The sequence below is a fragment of the Pseudarthrobacter sp. NamE2 genome, from assembly GCF_005796205.1.
Lineage (GTDB): Bacteria > Actinomycetota > Actinomycetes > Actinomycetales > Micrococcaceae > Arthrobacter.
The window spans coordinates 403,831-423,790 of sequence record NZ_VAHN01000001.1; the positions used below are offsets into that span (position 1 = coordinate 403,831).

General features: G+C 66.4%; 15 protein-coding genes. 5 read left to right on the forward strand and 10 right to left on the reverse strand.

The window, feature by feature from the left end; all coding sequences use genetic code 11:
* Nucleotides 1-32: 32 nt before the first annotated feature.
* The 4 genes from FDW83_RS01955 to FDW83_RS01970 all read right to left on the reverse strand — a co-directional run bounded on the left by FDW83_RS01955 (nt 33) and on the right by FDW83_RS01970 (nt 4,933).
* Nucleotides 33-413 (reverse strand): GntR family transcriptional regulator, encoded by a 381-nt coding sequence (locus tag FDW83_RS01955; protein WP_138135914.1) that lies wholly within the window; start codon nt 411-413, stop codon nt 33-35.
* The gene (locus tag FDW83_RS01960; RefSeq protein WP_370281149.1) at nt 410-2,224 is read right to left on the reverse strand and encodes an ABC transporter ATP-binding protein; all 1,815 of its coding nucleotides are present in this window, start codon (nt 2,222-2,224) and stop codon (nt 410-412) included. The genes FDW83_RS01955 and FDW83_RS01960 overlap by 4 nt, the downstream gene beginning before the upstream one ends.
* A complete protein-coding gene (locus FDW83_RS01965) occupies nt 2,221-3,993 on the reverse strand; it encodes an ABC transporter ATP-binding protein (protein WP_171027422.1) in 1,773 nt (590 codons plus the stop codon). The genes FDW83_RS01960 and FDW83_RS01965 overlap by 4 nt, the downstream gene beginning before the upstream one ends.
* Before the next feature lie 160 nt (nt 3,994-4,153).
* Nucleotides 4,154-4,933, reverse strand: a complete 780-nt coding sequence (locus tag FDW83_RS01970; RefSeq protein ID WP_138135915.1) for a trans-aconitate 2-methyltransferase — start codon at nt 4,931-4,933, stop codon at nt 4,154-4,156.
* A 95-nt stretch (nt 4,934-5,028) separates the two neighbouring features.
* Between FDW83_RS01970 and FDW83_RS01975 the strand changes: the two genes are divergently transcribed.
* From FDW83_RS01975 to FDW83_RS01985, 3 genes are all read left to right on the forward strand, one after another.
* Nucleotides 5,029-7,572, forward strand: a complete 2,544-nt coding sequence (locus FDW83_RS01975) for an RNA helicase (protein WP_138135916.1) — start codon at nt 5,029-5,031, stop codon at nt 7,570-7,572.
* Between the two features lie 49 nt (nt 7,573-7,621).
* Nucleotides 7,622-8,122 carry a GNAT family N-acetyltransferase gene (locus tag FDW83_RS01980; RefSeq protein WP_138135917.1) on the forward strand — a complete coding sequence of 167 codons (501 nt, stop codon included), beginning with the start codon at nt 7,622-7,624 and terminating at the stop codon, nt 8,120-8,122.
* A 103-nt stretch (nt 8,123-8,225) separates the two neighbouring features.
* Nucleotides 8,226-9,491: an alpha/beta fold hydrolase gene (locus FDW83_RS01985; protein WP_138136110.1), complete on the forward strand. Its 1,266-nt coding sequence runs from the start codon at nt 8,226-8,228 to the stop codon at nt 9,489-9,491.
* Here FDW83_RS01985 and FDW83_RS01990 read toward each other — a convergent pair.
* The 4 genes from FDW83_RS01990 to coaE all read right to left on the reverse strand — a co-directional run bounded on the left by FDW83_RS01990 (nt 9,477) and on the right by coaE (nt 15,595).
* On the reverse strand, nt 9,477-10,838 hold the full coding sequence (locus FDW83_RS01990) for an MFS transporter (RefSeq protein ID WP_138135918.1): 1,362 nt from the start codon (nt 10,836-10,838) through the stop codon (nt 9,477-9,479). The genes FDW83_RS01985 and FDW83_RS01990 overlap by 15 nt on opposite strands.
* Before the next feature lie 99 nt (nt 10,839-10,937).
* The gene (locus FDW83_RS01995; protein ID WP_138135919.1) at nt 10,938-11,975 is read right to left on the reverse strand and encodes a TerC family protein; all 1,038 of its coding nucleotides are present in this window, start codon (nt 11,973-11,975) and stop codon (nt 10,938-10,940) included.
* 218 nt (nt 11,976-12,193) lie between these two features.
* Nucleotides 12,194-14,293: an excinuclease ABC subunit UvrB gene (gene uvrB / locus FDW83_RS02000; RefSeq protein WP_138135920.1), complete on the reverse strand. Its 2,100-nt coding sequence runs from the start codon at nt 14,291-14,293 to the stop codon at nt 12,194-12,196.
* A 72-nt stretch (nt 14,294-14,365) separates the two neighbouring features.
* The gene (gene coaE, locus FDW83_RS02005) at nt 14,366-15,595 is read right to left on the reverse strand and encodes a dephospho-CoA kinase (protein ID WP_138135921.1); all 1,230 of its coding nucleotides are present in this window, start codon (nt 15,593-15,595) and stop codon (nt 14,366-14,368) included.
* A 70-nt stretch (nt 15,596-15,665) separates the two neighbouring features.
* Here coaE and FDW83_RS02010 point away from each other — a divergent pair, with 70 nt between their 5' ends.
* Nucleotides 15,666-16,355: a YigZ family protein gene (locus tag FDW83_RS02010; protein WP_138135922.1), complete on the forward strand. Its 690-nt coding sequence runs from the start codon at nt 15,666-15,668 to the stop codon at nt 16,353-16,355.
* Complete coding sequence (locus tag FDW83_RS02015) at nt 16,339-16,848, forward strand: GNAT family N-acetyltransferase (protein WP_138135923.1); 510 nt, start codon at nt 16,339-16,341, stop codon at nt 16,846-16,848. The genes FDW83_RS02010 and FDW83_RS02015 overlap by 17 nt, the downstream gene beginning before the upstream one ends.
* 117 nt (nt 16,849-16,965) lie before the next feature.
* On the opposite strand, the gene rpsA is transcribed toward FDW83_RS02015, so the two are convergent.
* The gene (gene rpsA, locus FDW83_RS02020; RefSeq protein WP_138135924.1) at nt 16,966-18,441 is read right to left on the reverse strand and encodes a 30S ribosomal protein S1; all 1,476 of its coding nucleotides are present in this window, start codon (nt 18,439-18,441) and stop codon (nt 16,966-16,968) included.
* A 209-nt stretch (nt 18,442-18,650) separates the two neighbouring features.
* Nucleotides 18,651-19,949 carry a GNAT family N-acetyltransferase gene (locus tag FDW83_RS02025; protein ID WP_138135925.1) on the reverse strand — a complete coding sequence of 433 codons (1,299 nt, stop codon included), beginning with the start codon at nt 19,947-19,949 and terminating at the stop codon, nt 18,651-18,653.
* Nucleotides 19,950-19,960: the final 11 nt, after the last annotated feature.

The window sequence follows — 19,960 nt, forward strand, 5'->3', positions numbered from 1 at the left end:
AACTTCTTCGAACACGCACGCCGGCAGGCGCTTCACCCGGCGTCGTAGGCTGCCGCCAGCAGCTTAACCGCCTCGGCGAACGTTGCTCCCTGCGACTTTGCGGCTTCCGCGTACGCTGCGGCAGCGGCGGAGAGCCCACTGAGACGTTCGTCACGTGCTGAGACAAAGGTCCCGTTCCGGCCGCGGGTGGCCACAACTCCGGCAGCTTCGAGTTCCCTGTAGGCGCGGGCAACGGTGTGCGGCGCCACGTCCAGGCGCTCGGCCAGGGCCCTGACCGCGGGAAGCCTGGTGCCCGCAGGGAGCGCTCCGCTGTCCGCGAGGTGGATGATGTGCAGCCGGAGCTGCTCATACAGTGCAACTGTGCTGGCAGCATTGGGCTTCCAGGCGCCGGGAAAGTCCGGGGAAGTCTTCACCGGTCCGCCTCGAGCACGCCTGTCCGGCCGCACCGGCTGCTGAATTGCGCGTTGTACAGCCGGGCGTAGTAGCCGTTCGCCCCCAGGAGCTCCGCGTGGGTTCCCTGCTCTACGATGCGTCCTTGGTCCATGACCAGAATTAGATCAGCGTTCCGGATCGTGGACAAACGATGTGCGATGACAAAGCTTGTCCTGCCCCGCCGCAACCGCTGCATCGCCTTCCGGATGAGCAGCTCTGTCCTGGAGTCCACAGAGCTGGTGGCTTCGTCGAGGACCAGGACCGACCGGCCTGCCAGCTGTGCCCGGGCGATGGTGATGAGCTGCCGCTGGCCCTGGCTGAGGGGTTCGCCGCCGTTCTCAAGCACGGTGCTGTACCCGCAGGGCAGCGACCGGACAAAGCGGTCCACGTGGCTCGCTTCCGCTGCGGCCACAATTTCATTGTCGCCGGCGCCTGGCAGGCCGTAGGCGATATTGTCACGGATGGTGCCGTTGAACAGCCACGCATCCTGCAGCACCACGCCGAACCTGGAACGCAGCCGGTCCCGCGGCATCGCGGCGATGTCCCTGCCGTCGATGGTGATCCTGCCGGAGGTCGGCTCGCAAAAGCGCAGCAGCAAATTCACCAGGGTGGTTTTGCCGGCTCCGGTGTGGCCCACGACGGCCACCGTCTGCCCCGGTTCCACCCTGAAGGACAAATTCCGGACTGCCGGAGCCGAGCCTGGGTAGCCGAAGGTCACGTCATGGAAAACGATGGGCCCCTCCCCCACGGCCGGCGTGCCTGGGTCATCCGGTGCAGGTTCTTCCTCCTCCGCGTCCAGCAGGACGAAGACGCGCGCAGCGGAGGCGGCACAGGACTGGATGAGGCCGAGCAGGCCGCCGATCTGCCCGACGGGCTGGCTGAAGAGCCTGCTGAACTGGATGAACGCCTGGATACCGCCAATCGTCATGGCCCCTGAGATCACCTGGAGCGCCCCGACGACGGCTACGGCGATGTAGTTCAGGTTGGACATCAGCACCATTAGCGGTTGGACGACGCCTGCCGCAAACTGTGCTCTGGTGGCGGCACGGGTGAGACGCCGGTTGCTGCGTGCGAACACCTCGGCGGTCTGGGACTGGCGGCCGAAGGCCTTGATGACCTCGTGCCCGGTGATGAACTCCTCAACCTGGGCATTCAGCTCCCCGGTTTCGGTCCACTGCCGCGCGTGGTGGGCCTGGGCCCTTCGGGCCACGAGCACGGTGATGCAGGTGGAAAGGGGCATGGTGGCAAGTGCTATGACGGCAAGCAGGGGCGAGATCCACAGCATCATGGCCAGCGACCCGCACAACATGAGGACTGACATGATCAGCTGGGTGAGGATCTGGTTCAACGCCTGCGAGATGTTGTCGATGTCGTTGGTGGCACGGCTCAGCACGTCGCCCCGGGAGCGCTCCCTGAAGTACGTGGCGGGCAGGCGGTGCAGCTTGTCCTCGACGGCAGAGCGGAGGTTGTGCATCAGCCCCTGGACGGAGCGGGCCGTCAGGGCGCCCTGGATCCAGTTGAAGAGGGAGGCGAACACGTATATCAGCGCCACGCCCATGAGCAGGATGGCCAGGCGTTCCTGGTCGATGCCGCTGCCGAAGATGCCGTCCACCACAACATCCGTGGCGTCACCGAGGTACTTTGGGGCTGCCACGTTCAGGCCGGCAAAGGCGCAGGTCGCCGCCAAGGCCCCCAGCATGGGCCGCCGAAACGGGCGCAGCAGCCCCAGCAGCCTGCGTGCGGTGGTCCGGAAGCCGGTTTCCGGACTTTCGATGCCGGCCGTCCCCGTCACAGCGGGCTGTCCAGTGCCAGCTGGGACTCGACGATTTCGCGGTAGGTGCCGGACGTTTCCAGCAGTTCGGGGTGCGTGCCCTGCGCCACGATGCGGCCGCCGTCGAGCACCAGGATCAGGCCGGCGCCTTCGACGGCGGACACACGCTCGGCCACCATGAGGACGGCTGCGTCCGCCAATTCTGCCTCCAGCACCTCCCGCAGCCGCGTCTCGGTGTCGTAGTCGAGCGCAGAGAAGCTGTCGTCGAAGAGGAAAAGGGATGACTTGCGGAGCAGGGCGCGTGCGATGCACAGCCGCTGCCGCTGGCCCCCGGACAGCGTGGTTCCGCCCTGGCCCACGGGCGTGTGGAGGCCCAGCGGGAGGTCGCGCATGAACCGCATGGTCTGGGCCTTCTCCAGGACGTCCCACAGTTCGTCGTTGGAGGCTTCAGGAGCTGCCATACGGAGGTTTTCTGCAATGGTGCCGGAAAAAAGGTGCGCCTGCTGGGGCACGATGGACATGCTTCCGCGGAGCGCGTCCAGCGTCAGATCCTGGATGTCAGCCCCATCCAGGAAAATATCTCCCTCCGTGGACTCGAGGAAACGCGGGACCAGGTTCAATAGCGTGGATTTTCCACTGCCCGTGGACCCCAGGACGGCCGTGGTGCTGCCGGGTCGGGCAACAAAACTGATGCCTGCGAGAACGGGTTCCTCTGCTCCAGGATAGGAAAACCCGACGTTCCTGAACTCGAGGACTCCGTGCCCGGACGCCGGCCCTTGCGGCGTCTTCGGCGCTGACGGCATTTTCGGCGCTGCGGAACGGACGCCTGCCCCAAATACCTGCCGGTCCCGCACGGAAGGCTCGGTGTCCAGGACGGCACAGATGCGTTCCGCGCATACTGCTGCGCGCGGCGCCGTCATCAGGACGTACATGGACATCATGATGGCCAGCAGGATTTGCATGATGTAGGCGATGAATGCGGTCAGCGCACCGACATTCATCTGGCCGGCCTGGATCCGCTCCCCGCCGAACCAGACGACGGCCACCGACGACAGGTTCACCACAAGCATTGTCAATGGGAGCATTGCTGCCACCAGCAGTGCGGACCGGAGATTGTTGGCCGTAAGGCTGGTATTTGCCTCCCCAAACCGGGCGATTTCATGCTTTTGGCGCACGAAGGCCCGGATGACGCCTGCTCCGATGATCTGCTCCCGCAGGATGCCGCCGGCGTTGTCCAGCAGGTCCTGCCCCTCCCGGTAAAGCGGGATGAGGCGCCCCACGATGGCCGACATGATCAGTACAAGCAGCGGTACGATCACGATGATCACCGCTGACAGGCCGACATCCTGCTGCAGGGCGAGGATGACGCCGCCAAGCCCCATGGCCGGGCCCGCAATCAGCATGGTGCACACCAGGAGCGTAAAAGCCTGGATCTGCTGGACGTCGTTAGTGGCCCGCGTGGTCAGGCTCTGGGTTCCGAACCGGGCAACCTCCTGGGAGGACAGTTCCTGGATTTTCAGGAAAATCTCCATGCGGAGCCGCTGCCCCGTTTTCATGGCCACGACGGCGGCGCAGAAGCCCGCAGCTACCGCTGCGCCGGCCTGGACGGCCGCGATTCCGGCCATCAGGGCGCCCAGCCGTGCGATAACTCCGGGATCGCCTCCCACAATGCCGTCATCGACGATCGCTGCGTTGACGGTGGGGAGCAGGAGGTTCGCGGCAGCCTGGACCAGCTGCAGGAGGACGATGGCGGCGACCGGGGCCTTGTGCGCTGCGAGGAGGCGCCCCATGAGTCCGATCAGCAACGCACCTCCAGTAAGCTCAGGAAGCCTGCGGGCGGCGGTAGCCTTTCCCCCAGTCAGCCACATCCCGCCATTGTAAGGCAGATCACTTACTATCGCTGTCAACCCGCTTGACCGTGCTGTAGACAAAGTCCACCGACTGGAGGATCTAACCTTCCTTGCAGCCCACCGCGAAGATCCTCCGGAACGGGAACACCGTTCCGTGGCTCCCCGGCGGATATGCCGCGCGCAGGGCAGCCGCGTACTCGGCTTCGAACTCCTCGCCGTCCACGGCCGGCAACGCGGCGAGAACCGGCCGCAGGGCGGTCCCCCGCACCCACTCGAGGACAGGGTCCGGACCCGGCAGAAGCTGCTGGTACGTGGTCTCCCAGGCGTCCGCCGTGCAGCCGCCGTCGAGCAGGATCTGCAGGTAGTCCGCTGGTTCCCCAACCGATTCGCCGCCGCGCAGAACTTCGCCAAGCTGCGGCGCCCAGCGGGCGGACGCCGCCAGTTCGCGCATCAGCGCATGGGACGGCGCGTTGAAGTTCCCCGGAACCTGCATCGCGAACCATGCACCCGGGCGCAGCACTTCCAGCCATGACCGGATCATGTCCCGGTGCCCGGGAACCCACTGCAGCGCGGCGTTGCTGACCACCACGTCCGTGCCTGCTGGCGGTGTCCAGCCGGAGATGTCGGCTTTTTCAAAGTTCAGGGACGGGTATCTTTCGGACAGGGGTGCCGCCTTCGCGAGCATGTCCGGGGAGGAATCGATTCCCACCACCTCCGCGCCCGGCCAGCGTTCTGCGAGGGTGGCAGTCAGATTGCCCGGGCCGCATCCCAGATCCACCACCAAGGCCGGCTGTTCGGCAAGGATCCTGCCCGTAAGGTCGAAAAACGGCCGGTGCCGATGATCGCCGAACTGCACGTACTTGGCCGGATCCCATTGCATAAGCTTCCCTGCTGCGTCGACTTGTCACTTTGTAGGGAAGCCTAGCCGGGAGCGGACAAATTTCCTGTCACGGGATGGCACTAAGCTGGAAATCAATGAGACTCGTTGACCAGCTTCCTGACCTGCCCGCCAGGAGTCCTTCAGCCGCCGTCGACCCCGACGACCTTTACACCCGCTTCGTGGAGTGGACGGAGAGCCGCGGACTGGCGCTGTATCCGGCGCAGGATGAAGCCATCATGGAACTGGCCACGGGAGCCAATGTCATCCTGGCCACCCCCACCGGTTCCGGAAAATCGCTGGTGGCCATCGCCGCCCACTTCCAGGCAATGGCCCATGGGCGGCGCAGCTACTATACCGCGCCCATCAAGGCGCTGGTGTCGGAGAAGTTCTTCGCGCTCTGCGAGATTTTCGGCGCCGAAAACGTGGGTATGATCACCGGCGACTCAGGGGTCAACCAGGACGCGCCCATCATCTGCTGCACCGCGGAGATCCTTGCGAACACTGCCCTGCGGGAGGGTGCTGCCGCCGGGCTGGGCGCAGTCATCATGGATGAGTTCCACTTTTACTCGGACCCGCAGCGCGGCTGGGCGTGGCAGGTGCCGCTGCTGGAGCTCCCGCAGGCGCAGTTCCTGCTGATGTCCGCCACCCTGGGCGACGTCACCAGGTTCGAAAAAGGACTCACGGACCTCACCGGCCGGCCCACCACCACGGTGAGCTCGGCGGAGCGGCCCATTCCGCTGCACTACTACTATCACGAGACGCCCGTGCACGAGACGCTGGAGGAACTGCTGGCGACCAGGCAGGTGCCGGTCTACGTGGTGCACTTCAGCCAGGTCGAAGCCATCGACCGTGCCCAGACGCTGATGAGCATCAACGTCTGCACGCGGGAAGAGAAGGACAGGATTGCCGAGCTCATTGCGAACTTCCGCTTCGCTGCCGGCTTCGGGAAAACGCTGAACCGGCTGGTCCGGCACGGCATCGGCGTGCACCACGCCGGGATGCTGCCCAAGTACCGGCGCCTGGTGGAGCAGTTGGCCCAGGCCGGACTGCTTAAGGTCATCTGCGGCACCGATACGCTCGGCGTGGGCATCAACGTCCCCATCCGCACCGTCCTGCTCACGGCCTTGAGCAAGTACGACGGCGTCCGCACCCGGCTGCTGAACTCCCGGGAGTTCCACCAAATAGCAGGGCGTGCCGGGCGGGCCGGGTACGACACCGCCGGAACGGTGGTGGTCCAGGCGCCGGAGCACGTGACGGAAAATGTGCGTGCCATGGCCAAGGCAGTGGCGAAGTTCGGGGACGACCAAAAGAAGCTCCGCCAGGTCGTCAAGAAGAAGCCGCCGGAAGGGTTTGTCTCGTGGGGGGAGCCAACGTTCAAACGGCTGGTCGAATCGGTCCCTGACCCCCTCAATTCCAGCTTCAGCGTCACTCACGCGATGCTCATGAACCTCATGGAACGGCCCGGGGACCCGTTCGCGGCCGCCCGCCGCCTGCTCACGGAAAACCACGAGACGCGTCCCTCCCAGCTGCGGCTGATGAAGAAGGCGCTCGGGATCTACCGGGAACTGCTGGCAGCCGGGGTGGTGGAGCGGATTCCGGCAGACCAGCGGGGCCAGGACGGCCGCACTGTCCGGCTTACCGTCCACCTCCAGCCGAACTTCGCGCTGAACCAGCCGCTCTCCCCCTTCGCACTTGCCGCACTGGAACTCCTTGACCCGGCGTCGCCGTCGTACGCCCTGGACGTGGTTTCCGTGATCGAGGCGACCCTGGAAAAGCCGCGGCAAATTCTTTCCGCCCAGCAGAAAAAGGCCCGCGGTGAGGCAGTGGCGGCCATGAAGGCGGACGGCATCGATTACGAGCAGCGGATGGCCATGCTGGAAGAGGTCAGTTATCCGCAGCCCCTCGCCGACATCCTCGAAGACGCCTTCGAGGTCTACCGCAAGGCGGCCCCCTGGGTGGGCGACTTCGAACTGGCACCGAAGTCCGTGGTGCGCGACATGTACGAGCGGGCCATGAACTTTGGCGAGTTCGTGCAGTTCTACGGGCTGGCCCGGTCCGAAGGCATCGTGCTGCGGTACCTCGCTGACGCGTTCAAGGCCCTCCGGCAGACGGTGCCGCAGGACATGCTGCGCGACGACCTCGAAGACCTCATCGCCTGGCTGGGCGAACTGGTCCGCCAGGTGGACTCCAGCCTGCTGGACGAATGGGAGGAACTGGCCACCGGCGCCGCGCCCACGCCGCATGACGCGCCGCCGCCTCCGCCGCCATCCCTGACCTCCAACATCCGGGCATTCCGGGTGATGGTCCGCAACGAGATGTTCCGCCGGGTGGAGCTCTTTGCGGACGAGGACGCCGAAGCCCTGGGCGAACTGGACGGCGGGTCCGGCTGGGACCGGGACCGCTGGGAAGACGCGCTGGACGACTACTTCGATGAACACGACGACATCGGCACAGGTCCCGACGCCCGCGGGCCCGGGCTGCTCATCATCACGGAAGAACCGGGGACGTGGAAGGTCCGGCAGATCTTCGACGACCCGGCCCGGAACCATGACTGGGGAATCTCGGCGGAGGTTGACCTGGCAGGCTCGGACGATACCGGAACCGCGGTGGTCCGGGTGGCGGACGTCAACCGCCTGTGAAGCCGGAGTACCTGAGGGAAGGGCCCCGCCGCGGCGGTAAGCTCGAACAATGAGTGTTATCCGCCCCGCAACCGAGCATGACATCCCTGCGATCCTCCGGATGATCCACGAGCTGGCGCACTACGAGAAGGAGCCGGACGCCGTCCGCAACACCCCGGACATGCTGCGGCAGGTCCTTTTCGGTGAGAACCCGCGCGTCTACGCCGCCATGGCGGAGAACGAGGCCGGCGAGGTCCGCGGTTTTGCCCTGTGGTTCCTTAACTACTCCACCTGGGAAGGCACCCACGGCGTCTACCTTGAGGACCTTTACGTCAGCCCCGACGCCCGCGGTGAAGGACACGGCAAGGCCCTGCTGCAGCACCTCGCCGCCATCGCTGTAGAGAACGGATACGCCCGGGTGGAGTGGAGCGTCCTAGACTGGAACGAGCCTTCCATCAACTTCTACCGCCGCCTCGGAGCGCGCCCCATGGACGGGTGGTCCACCTTCCGTCTCAGCGGCGACGCCCTTGAGCAGTTCGGCAGTGCGGTCCCCGCTGGGGCCAATGGCTGACGCACGGCATCCCGGCGCCGTCAGGGCACTGACCCGCCTTCTCCGCCCAGGGCAGGACGCTGCGGGGCAGCATGAGATCCGGGCACGGCATGAGTTCCGCGGCATGCGGACGGTGGAGCACTTCTTCACCGTCCCGCTGGACCATTTGGTCCCCGACGGGGAGGCCATCACCGTTTTCGCCCGCGAATACGTTTCGTCGTCGCACAGCGAGGAGGAAGCCAGAAAGCTTCCGTGGCTGCTGTTCCTGCAGGGCGGTCCCGGCGGGCGCGGCAACCGCTTCGGCTCCCTGGGCGGCTGGAGCAAGGCAGCCGCGAAGGAGTTCCGCATCCTGATGCTGGACCAGCGGGGCACAGGCCTCTCCACCCCCGTGGACCGCAACACCCTGCCGCTGCGGGGTTCCGCAGAAGAGCAGGCTGCGTACCTGGAGCACTTCCGGGCTGACTCCATCGTGGCCGATGCTGAACTGGTCCGCAGGACCCTCGGCTCGCCGCCCTGGAGTGTGTTCGGCCAGAGCTACGGCGGTTTCTGCGCCGTGACGTACCTGTCCTTTGCTCCCGCCGGCCTTCGCGAGGTCCTGATCACGGGCGGGCTGCCGCCCCTGACGGGGCCGGCCGACGACGTCTACCGTGCCACTTTCCAGCGGGTGGCGGCGCGCAATGCCGAGTACTTCACGTGGTATCCGGAAGACCGTGAGACCGTGGACCGTGTGGCCCGCCACCTGAAAAGCACGCCCGAGTTCCTGCCCGACGGCAGTCCCCTCACCGTGGAGCGCTTCCAAATGGTGGGTGCGTTCCTGGGCGGCAACACCCGGGTGGACAGCCTCCATTACCTGCTGGAGGACGCCTTTGCCGGCACCCCTGACGGCCCGCGGTTGTCCGACCCGTTCCTGGAGCAGGTGCAGGGCATCGTCTCCCGCCGTTCCAACCCGCTGTACGCCCTGATGCACGAAACCATTTACGGCCAGGGCCTGGCAACCAACTGGTCTGCCTGGCGGGTGCTGGATGAGTACCCGGAATTCCGGCCCGACGCCGAGCCCCTCCTGCTGACGGGTGAAATGATCTACCCGTGGTACTTCGAACAGGACCCGGCATTGCAGCCCCTCCGCGAAGTGGCGGAACTTCTTGCCCGTAAACAGGACTGGGGACCGCTCTACGACGTACGGCAACTGGCGGCCAACCGGGTACCGGTGGCTGCCGCGGTCTACTCCGAGGACATCTACGTGGACCGCAAACTCTCCCTGGAAACAGCCGCCGCGGTCCGCGGGCTCCAGGTCTGGGAGACGGGCGACTTCCACCATGACGGCATTGCCGACGACGGCGAGGGCATCTTTGGGCGGCTACTTGGAATGGCCAGGTCAGGCCGCCGCTGACTGCCGGCGCCCCGCGACCCTGGCCAAAAACGCCGCGGCCAGGACGGAAGCGCCCACCACTCCGCCCAGCATGTTCAGCCCGAGGTAACCTGTCCAGCTAAGCACCAGCCCGGATATGGCGCCGCCCACGGCGCCGGCAGCGCCCATCAGCATATCGGACACGCCCTGCACCACCACGCGGGACTCCTGCCCCACGCTTTCGGCCAGGAGCGTTGACCCGGATACGGTGGCGGCGGACCAGCCCATGCCCAACAACACCAGGCCAACGGCCACAGCCGCGGTGGAGCCCTCGCCGAATCCGGCCACCAGGACCGCGGTAATCAGTAATGCGCAGCCGATCATGATGGTCTCGGTGCGTCCGGCTTTGTCCGTGAGCCAACCCATGAGCGGCGACAGTGCGAACATGCCGGCAATGTGCAGCGAAATGGTGAACCCGATGATCACCAGCACGTCGCCGGAAGCGATGTGGCCGGCGTGGGAGGCACCCGGCCCTTCCACCAGGTGCTGGAGGTGCAGCGGCGTCATGGACATCACGCCCACCATGACAGCGTGCGCAGCGACAACTGCAGCCACCGCCAGCAACGCGCTCCGGGAGGACCGGATGGCACGCATGCCGCGTACCAGGGCACCCGGTGTCCTTCCGGCGGCCTGTGACGTCGGATGCGGGAGACCGGGCGGCGGGGTGCCCGAAAGCCGGGCCTCAGCTGACGCTGCAAGCTCGCGGGCCAGCAGCAGCGGATCCGGCCGGAGGCCGGCGAGCACCAGCAGTACTGCCACCAGCAGCCCGGCACCGGAGATCACGAACGGGCCCGCGACCGGCGGCAGTCCCAGTGCCGAACCCACCACTGTGCCCGGCTGGATCAGGTTGGGTCCGGCAACGGCCCCGACAGTCACCGCCCACACAACTATGGAGAGGGCCCTGCCGCGGTGTTCCTGGTCGGCGAGGTCCACGGCCGCGAACCTGGCCTGCAGGCTGGCAGCGGTTCCCACACCGATTCCCGCGGCGCCCAAAACCAGGAGGACGAAGACTCCGGTGACAACGGACAGCACCATCAGTACCGTTCCGGCCAGGGCTGCGGACAGGCCCGTGACCTGTCCGATCCGCCGGCCCCTGCGCTCCGCCACTGCGGCCAAGGGCAGCGCCGCCAGGGCCGCTCCCAGGGTCATGACCGTGGCGACGGCGCCCGCCCAGGCACTGGAACCCGACAGCTCGACCGCGAGGATGGACCCGATGGAAACGGTGGCGCCGGTGCCGATACCACCGAAAACCTGTGCAGCCGCCAGCAGGACCACGGTGCGCCGCTGCACCCGGTGCACGCCCTCTTCCGTCATTATTTCGGGGGCCATGGACAGAGCTTAGTCCCCGGAAGCGGCCTCCCACAGGGGTCAATTAAAAGCAGGAATCCCGGCCGCGGTGCAGCCGGGATTCCTGCTTTTCAGGGGGACCTAGCGGGTCTGGTCAACGTCGCTGCGGCTCTTGCGTGCGTCCTCTTCGAGGCGGGGATCCAGGTGTGCGGCCTGGGCCTTGGAGCTGAGCAGACTGGCGACAACGGCGACGATGATGGTGCCGACGATGACCGCGAGGGACACGAACGTGGGGATCTCGGGTGCCCACTCGATGTGCTGTCCGCCGTTGATGAACGGCAGTTCGTTGACGTGCATGGCGTGCAGCACGAGCTTGACGCCGATGAAGGCCAGGATGAAGGACAAGGCGTGCTTCAGGTAGACAAGGCGGTTCATGAGGCCGCCCAGCAGGAAGTAAAGCTGGCGCAGGCCCATCAGGGCGAACAGGTTGGCCGTGAACACGATGAACGGGCTCTGGGTGAGTCCGAAGATCGCGGGGATGGAGTCCACGGCGAACAGGAGGTCCGTGAGGCCGATGGTGATGAACACGATCAGCATCGGGGTGAAGACCTTCTTGCCGTTCACGGTGGTCCGGAGCTTGCCGCCGTCGAACGTCTCGGACATCGGGATGACCTTGCGGATCTTGGCGATCAGCGGGTTCTCCCGGTCTTCCTCGTCCTCGCCCTCGTCCTTGGCCTGCTTCCACGCGGTCCACAGCAGGAAGGCACCGAAGATGTAGAACACCCAGCTGAACTGCTCGATGACGATCGCGCCGAGGAGGATGAAGATGCCGCGCAGGATCAGGGCGATGATGATGCCCACCATCAGGACTTCCTGCTGGTACTTCCGGGGCACGGAGAACCTGGCCATGATGATGATGAAGACGAACAGGTTGTCGATGCTGAGGCTGTATTCGGTGACCCAGCCCGCCACGAACTGGCCGCCGTATTCAGGCCCGGTAAAGGCGAACATCAGGCCGGCGAAGATCAAGGCGAGGGTGACGTAGAACGCCACCCACAGGCCGGCTTCCTTCATGGAAGGCTCGTGCGGGCGGCGGACCACCAGGAGGAGGTCGATGAGGAGGATCAGGCCGAGGACGACAAAGGAGCCGACCTCGAACCACACGGGCAATTCGAGCACAGGGTAGCCTTTCGCAGGGTACAGAGATGCGGTGTAAGTCTCTCCGGCCTGCCTGTGCACTTGGTGCTGACCTGGCGGCCCGCTACGCCCGGCGGGGCAACTATGCCCTGCGTGTTGACGATCGTAGCGCTCGGGATACTCCCCTACGTGACGTTAACTGTACCCCAGCCGGGAGAGCTGCCCTTCCCGGCCCGGGCTTTGTGTCATGGGGACGGCCCTCAGGCGTGGCCTGCGGCCTGCATCTGGCGCAGTTCCTTCTTCAGTTCACTGACCTCGTCCCGGATCCGGGCCGCCACTTCGAACTGCAGCTCGGCGGCGGCGCCGTGCATCTGCTCCGTGAGCTGTTCGATCAGGCCCACCAGGTCCTCTGCGGGGGCGGCGGCGAGCCCGTCCGAGCGCACCTGGGCGCCGCCCTTGGCTCCTGACTTGCTGCGCTTGGCGCCCTTGGCCAGCCGGTTGTTGTTCAGCAGTTCCTGGGTGTCGGCGTCCTCGCGGGCCAGCTGGTCCGTGATGTCGGCGATCTTCTTCCGGAGGGGCTGCGGGTCCACGCCGTTCTCCTGGTTGTACGCCACCTGGATGGCACGGCGCCGGTTGGTCTCATCGATGGCGTTGGCCATGGAGTCGGTGATCCGGTCCGCGTACATGTGCACCTGGCCGGACACGTTTCGGGCGGCGCGGCCGATGGTCTGGATCAGGGACGTGGAGGAACGCAGGAATCCTTCCTTGTCCGCGTCGAGGATGCTGACCAGGGAGACTTCGGGGAGGTCCAGGCCTTCACGCAGGAGGTTGATGCCCACCAGGACGTCGAAGCTGCCCAGCCTTAGCTCGCGCAGCAGTTCAACGCGCCGCAGCGTATCCACGTCCGAGTGCAGGTATTCCACCTTGACGCCATGGCTCAGCAGGTAGTCCGTGAGGTCCTCCGCCATGCGCTTGGTCAGCGTGGTGACCAAGACGCGCTCGTCCCGCTCCACCCGGGTCCGGATCTCGCCCAGGAGGTCGTCGATCTGGCCCTTGGTGGGCTTGACGATGACTTCCGGGTCCACCAGGCCGGTGGGGCGGATGATCTGCTGGACGAAGCCGTCCGCCTTGCCGAGCTCGTACTTGCCCGGAGTTGCGGACAGGTAGACGGTCTGCCCGATGCGCTCCAGGAACTCGTCCCATTTGAGCGGCCGGTTGTCCATGGCCGAGGGCAGCCGGAAGCCGTGGTCCACGAGGGTCCGCTTCCGGGACATGTCGCCCTCGTACATGGCGCCGATCTGCGGAATGGTCACGTGGGACTCATCCACCACCAGCAGGAAGTCGTCCGGGAAGTAGTCCAGGAGGCAGTGCGGCGCCGATCCCTGGCTTCGGCCGTCGATGTGGCGCGAGTAGTTCTCGATGCCGTTACAGAAGCCCATCTGCTGCATCATCTCGAGGTCGTAGGCGGTGCGCATGCGCAGCCGCTGCGCCTCCACGAGCTTGTTCTGGCTCTCCAGCACCTGCAGCCGCCCGGCCAGTTCGTCCTCGATGGACTTGATGGCCCGGGTCATGCGTTCCGGCCCGGCAACGTAGTGGGACGCGGGGAAGACGTACATTTCGGTCTCCTCCCGGATGACCTCGCCGGTGACCGGGTGCAGCGTGTAGATGTTCTCCACCTCGTCGCCGAAAAACTCGATGCGGAGCGCCAGTTCCTCGTACATGGGGATGATCTCCACGGTGTCGCCGCGGACGCGGAAGGTGCCGCGGTGGAAGTCCATGTCATTGCGGGCGTACTGCATGGACACGAACTTCCGCAGCAGCGCGTCCCGGTTCATCTCCTGCCCCTTGCGGAGCGTCACCATGCCTGCGATGTACTCTTCCGGGGTACCCAGGCCGTAGATGCAGGAGACCGTGGCCACCACCACCACATCACGGCGGGTCAGCAGCGCGTTGGTGGCGGAGTGCCGCAGCCGCTCCACTTCCTCATTGATGGACGAGTCCTTTTCGATGAAGGTGTCCGTCTGCGGGACGTAGGCTTCCGGCTGGTAGTAGTCGTAGTAGGAGACAAAGTATTCAACCGCGTTGTTGGGCAGGAGTTCGCGGAACTCGTTGGCCAGCTGAGCCGCGAGGGTCTTGTTCTGCACCATCACCAGAGTGGGCCGCTGGACCTGCTCGATCAGCCAGGCCGTGGTGGCGCTTTTGCCGGTACCCGTGGCACCGAGCAGCACCACGTCCTTTTCGCCGTTGTTGATGCGCTCCGTGAGCTCCGCGATGGCGGCCGGCTGGTCCCCGGCGGGCTTGTATTCGCTGACTACTTCGAAGGGGTGTACTACGCGATTAATGTCCTGCGCAAGGCTCATGGATCTAATGTACAACCGGGCCCGGACAGCCGCGGGCGAGTCCGTTACGGGCGAACAACGCCCCTTCCCCGCTCAGGAAAGGGACGACGGCGGCGCCCACCCGGTGCTGCCGGCCCACGCTTCCATGCGTTCCCCGGCAAGGCCAAACCACTCCTCCTTCGCGGCCGCGTACGCCTCGGCGGACCCGTCGCCGGCGTGCTCTGCGGCCAGCCGCCGCTTGAGCGCGAGGTAGTCCGCTGCGGCAGCGGGATCTGCCCGCAGCCAGTCCCGGAAACACAAGGCATAGCGCCAACCGGGAGAGCCTTCGGCCCGGACATGCAGGTTGACCGCCCGGCCGGGGTCGGCGTTCGCGTGGAACCGCTTTTCCCACTGCTCCGGTTTCGGATGGGTTGGCTTTGGCATATCCGCGGTGATGCCGGGCACGGCAGGGAAGCCGGCTGCGGCCAGGACCGCGGCCAGACGATCGGCCAGGCCAAGGTCCGGGACCGCCAGCTGCAGGTCGATGACGTCCTTGGCATCGAGGCCGGGAACCGAGGTGGAGCCGACGTGCTCGAGGCGGAAGGACACAGGGTCCTGGCCGCCCCGGGCGGAGACAGCTTTGCCGATCCGGTCCATCAGCCGCCGGGCCTCCTGCGGCCATTCGGAGCGCGACGGGACCAGCACCGGCCCCCCGTTCCGCTCCGCCCGGGATCCCTGGGCGAGATTCCGGGCAAACGGGAGCAGCCGTCCCTCCCACAGGTCGTCGACCTGCTTCACCAGGTCCTCCACGCTGCCCGAATTGTCCAGGACAACGTCGGCTGCGGCCAGCCGGTCGGCCCGCGATGCCTGGGCTGCCATCCGGGAACGGGCGGCTTCTTCGCTCATGCCGCGGTTCTCGTGCATCCGCCGGATCCGCACCTCGTCGGGCGCGTCCACCACCACCACCAGGTGGAAGTCGCTCCCCTGCCCCGTTTCCACCAGCAACGGAATGTCCTGGACCACCACGGCGTCGTTGGCAGCGGCGTCGACGATGGCTGCGGCGCGGGCACGGACCAGCGGATGGATGATGCCGTTCAGCACGCCAAGCCGCCCGGCATTCCCGAAGACCACTTCGCCGAGGCGGGCACGGTTCAGCCGTCCGCCGTCATCCAGCATGCCGGCCCCGAACTCCTCAACCACACGGCGCAACCCGTCGGTCCCCGGCTCCACCACCTCCCGGGCCAGGGCGTCTGCGTCCACCAGCACCGCGCCGCGCTCCTGCAACCGTGCGGCCACCAGTGACTTTCCCGAGGCGATCCCGCCCGTCAACCCGATCTTGAGCACGGTCCCACCCTATCCTTCCCCACCACCGCCCCGCCCTCGGCGGAGTGGGCCCACCGCTAGACTGGGCCGGGTGCACAACCAGGACAGCCGGGCCACGGCGTACACCACACTGGCCCCCGGGCCGGACTTCCGCCACGAGCTGGAGATCAAGCGGTCGCGGTTTATCACCGTCCTCCGCCGGGCAGGCACAGAAGAGAACGCCCGGGACCTGGTGGCCGGACTGCGACGCGAGTTCCACGACGCCAGGCACCACTGTTCCGCCTTCATCATCGGTCCGGACCGGGAGATCCAGCGGTCAAGTGATGACGGCGAGCCCTCCGGCACCGCGGGGATTCCCATGCTGGAAGCCCTGGCCAAAAGGGAAACCGCGCCGGGGGTGACGGACCTCAGTGACGTCAGCGCCGTCGTCGTGCGCTATTTCGGCGGGGTGCTGCTCGGCGCGGGAGGCCTGGTGCGCGCCTACTCCGAGTCGGTCTCTTCCGCGCTTGCGCTTGTCCCGATGGTGCGCCGCAGCAGGCTGCGGATCTGTTCGACGGCGGTGCCGCCCGAAGCCGCCGGCAGGCTGGAGAACGACCTGCGGGCGGCAGGCTTCGCCATGGGTGGGACAACTTACGGCGGACAGCACACCGTACTGCGCCTGGCGCTGCCGGACGATGACGCCCAAATTGCTGCTGCCGCCGGCCGCATCCTGTCCCTGACCGCCGGCGCAGCGGTCCTCACCCCCGAAGGAACGGAGTGGGTTGATGTCCCGCTTCCCTGACGTGTCGCTGGCGGATGTGGACGATGCGGTTTTGGAGGAGCTCCTCGACCTGGCCAAGCGGGATGCGTCCCCGGACGAAGTTGCTCCCCCGCTGGGCGGCCCCGGCTGGAACCTGGAACGGACCGCATGGTTCCTTGGGCATCACCGGGCCGCCACTGGCCTGGCGGGCGGGCAGGGGGAAAAGACGTGGGCGGTTCTTTGCGAGGGGAAGGTGGCGGGTTCCGTCCGCCTGAAGCTCGCGCCGCAGCCAGAGGGAGTGCCCACCGCCGAAACGGGGATCTGGCTGGGCAGGAGTTTCCGGTCCCGCGGGATCGGCACCGCCGCGCTGCGGCTGGTGCTCGCCGAAGCGCGCACCGCCGGCATCGCGCGGCTCACCGCCCGCACCCTCGCCGGCAACGGCGCCGCCCGCCGGCTGCTCGCCTCCCTGGGCGGGCACCTGACGCCTGACGCCGACGGGACCGTCCACGCCGTCGTCGACCTCCCAACTGACTAGCAGCTAACGCACCGAAACGGCCGTTTGGGAGCGTTTAGTGCCACTCAGTTAAACGCCATCGGGCCCCCGCAGGTGCGGGGGCCCGATGTGTCAGCCCGGAAATCCGGCCGGTGGCAATTAGTTGCCGGTCAGCTTCTCGCGCAGGGCGGCAAGAGCCTCGTCCGAAGCCAGGGTGCCGGCACCGGAATCGGTGGCAGCAGGCTCGGAGGAGTAGCTGGTGGCGCCGGAGTCGCCGTCACCGGACGTTGCGGCAGCAGCGTCGTCGGCAGCGTGCTGGGCAACCTGCTTCTTGTGTGCTTCCCAGCGGGTCTGGGCGTCAGCGTACTGCTGCTCCCAGGCGGCGCGCTGCGCCTCGTAGCCCTCGAGCCATTCGTTGGACTCGGGGTCGAAGCCCTCGGGGTACTTGTAGTTGCCCTCTTCGTCGTACTCTGCGGCCATGCCGTACAGAGCGGGATCGAACTCGGTGCTGTCAGCGTCCACGCCCTCGTTGGCCTGCTTGAGGGACAGCGAGATGCGGCGGCGCTCGAGGTCGATGTCGATGACCTTGACGAACAGCTCGTCGCCAACGGAGACAACCTGCTCGGCCAGTTCAACGTGGCGGACCGCCAGCTCGGAGATGTGGACCAGGCCTTCGATGCCGTCTTCGACGCGGACGAACGCACCGAACGGAACGAGCTTGGTGACCTTGCCCGGAACAACCTGGCCGAGGGCGTGGGTGCGGGCGAAGGTCTGCCACGGGTCTTCCTGGGTGGCCTTGAGGGACAGGGAGACACGCTCGCGGTCCAGGTCCACCTCGAGGACCTCGACGGTGACTTCCTGGCCAACCTCGACAACCTCCGACGGGTGGTCGATGTGCTTCCAGGACAGCTCGGAAACGTGAACCAGGCCGTCGACGCCGCCCAGGTCCACGAAGGCACCGAAGTTGACGATGGAGGAAACAACGCCGGGACGGACCTGGCCCTTTTCCAGCTTGTTGAGGAAGGTGGAGCGGACCTCGGACTGGGTCTGCTCAAGCCATGCACGGCGGGACAGGACCACGTTGTTGCGGTTCTTGTCGAGCTCGATGATCTTGGCTTCGATCTGCTGGCCGATGTACGGAGCCAGGTCGCGCACGCGGCGCATCTCGACGAGGGATGCGGGCAGGAAGCCGCGCAGGCCGATGTCGAGGATAAGACCACCCTTGACAACCTCGATGACGGTACCGGTGACGACGCCGTCTTCTTCCTTGACCTTCTCGATGTCGCCCCAGGCACGCTCGTACTGAGCACGCTTCTTGGAGAGGATCAGACGGCCTTCTTTGTCTTCCTTGGTGAGCACCAGGGCTTCGACCTGATCGCCGACGGAGACAACTTCTCCGGGGTCAACGTCGTGCTTGATGGACAGCTCGCGGGAGGGGATGACACCTTCGGTCTTGTAACCGATGTCGAGCAGGACTTCATCGCGGTCGACCTTGACGACGGTACCTTCGACGAGGTCTCCGTCGTTGAAGTACTTGATGGTGGCGTCGACAGCTGCGAGGAAGTCCTCAGCGGTACCGATGTCGTTGATGGCGACCTGCGGGGTACCGGGCTTCTCGGTGGAGGTGATGGTCATGTAGTAGGGGCTCCGTTGTGGATAGTTAGTCGGTCAGGCAAACCGGCGCGCCCGCGTTATGGAACGCAGGCGCGATTCGCGGTGAATCCGACGGATCCTCCGGGTCATCCTGATTTTGTGGATTTTACAGAACGTGCACGTGGTACACGCCCGTTTATTCTAGTCGTACGCGCCAACAGGGGTCAAAAGCACCAGCCGGCAGGTCCCTGTCAGAAGTGCGTGAGGCAGTGGGTCGCCCGTTCCACCGCGAACATCTGCCCGGCCTTCAGGGCAGCACCGCCTGTGTTCTCGCGGATTTTCCCGGCCGCCGCAAGCGTCACTGGAGACACCGCGCCAAGGTAGATCGAGGACAGGGCGGAGACATCCAGGGCGAGATCCGCGGGGGTACCATCCGGGACGCGTTCGACGGCGGCCTGGCCGCCTTCCACGGCCAGCGACCAGGTTCCTGCCGTGAGGCCGAGTGGATCGCGCAGGTCCAGGACCAGCCGGCCGTCCGTTGGATAGTGGCGGGCCGCCAGCGCCTTGGGCGCGTCGAGGATCCGGAGCCAGAGCATGTCCCGGCTGTCGGACGAATCGATGCAGCGCGGATCAGTAAGGGCCCAGCCGAGCGGATCATCCAGGGGCGCTTCGTCCCAGCTGACCCTTTCCACGAGGTCGATTGCCGCAAGGTACTGCCAGAGTTCCAGGTAGGCGTCGTTGGTGGCCGCTACCAGGTCCACCACTTCCACCGTGTACGGCGTGGTCTCCCAACCCAGGAACTTGTAGGAGACGTACCCGTCCACGCCACCGCCGGGGCCGTAGTGGAGGGCCACCTTGATGGCCGGATCCTCCTTGCCGTCGCGGCCCAGGGAGCCGGAGGCCAGCTGCCGGTACCATTCCTGCCGGCCGAGCGATCCGGGAGTTACCCGGTGCACGCGGTCAAAGACCACCGGCGCCAGATCCAGCAGGACTTTGGGATCGGCGACCTCGACGCAGCCGGTGGGCTGGTGCTGCAGGTTGAACCGCGCCGTGGTGTCCACCTTGACCGATCGCTCGAAGCTGGCAACGCCGTACCCGAACCGGCCATAGATGGTTCCCTCGGAAGCGGTCAGCGCCGCCATGGCGACGCCGTCCTCCCGGGCGAGGCGGAGGTCCTCGCCCATCATCCGGCGCAGCAATCCCCGGCGTCGGTGCGACGTGCGGACCGTCACCGAGGTGACCATCTGCGTTTCCAGGGTCCGGCCGAAGCCGACGTTGAGAGTCTTGCGGAACGTGGCGAACGTGGCCACGGGAACCTCTGCGGGCAGGGAACCCGGCGCGACGGCCGCGGTCTGGTAGGCGCCGGTCAGGATCCGGCCGTCCAGTTCGTAGGTGGCGAGGGACTTCTCCACATGCTCCGGGGTACGGGTGGACTCATGGAAACCGAACGCCACCGCCCTTGCCCAGGTGTCCGCTGCGGCGTAGCCGGTGTTGCCCTTGGAGACGGCGCCGAAGCGCCGGATTTCATAGCTGCCGCTCAGATCGCCCATTCATCCGAGCC

Excerpts from the sequence above, each read along its gene's own strand:
- FDW83_RS01980 (WP_138135917.1), top strand. The coding sequence starts at position 7,622 with ATGAGTGTTATCCGCCCCGCAACCGAGCATGACATCCCTGCGATCCTC.
- FDW83_RS01975 (WP_138135916.1), top strand. The coding sequence starts at position 5,029 with ATGAGACTCGTTGACCAGCTTCCTGACCTGCCCGCCAGGAGTCCTTCA.
- FDW83_RS01990 (WP_138135918.1), bottom strand. The coding sequence starts at position 10,838 with ATGGCCCCCGAAATAATGACGGAAGAGGGCGTGCACCGGGTGCAGCGG.
- FDW83_RS02025 (WP_138135925.1), bottom strand. The coding sequence starts at position 19,949 with ATGGGCGATCTGAGCGGCAGCTATGAAATCCGGCGCTTCGGCGCCGTC.
- FDW83_RS02015 (WP_138135923.1), top strand. The coding sequence starts at position 16,339 with ATGTCCCGCTTCCCTGACGTGTCGCTGGCGGATGTGGACGATGCGGTT.
- FDW83_RS01985 (WP_138136110.1), top strand. The coding sequence starts at position 8,226 with ATGCGGACGGTGGAGCACTTCTTCACCGTCCCGCTGGACCATTTGGTC.
- FDW83_RS01965 (WP_171027422.1), bottom strand. The coding sequence starts at position 3,993 with ATGGGGCGCCTCCTCGCAGCGCACAAGGCCCCGGTCGCCGCCATCGTC.
- rpsA (WP_138135924.1), bottom strand. The coding sequence starts at position 18,441 with ATGACCATCACCTCCACCGAGAAGCCCGGTACCCCGCAGGTCGCCATC.
- uvrB (WP_138135920.1), bottom strand. The coding sequence starts at position 14,293 with ATGAGCCTTGCGCAGGACATTAATCGCGTAGTACACCCCTTCGAAGTA.
- FDW83_RS01970 (WP_138135915.1), bottom strand. The coding sequence starts at position 4,933 with ATGCAATGGGATCCGGCCAAGTACGTGCAGTTCGGCGATCATCGGCAC.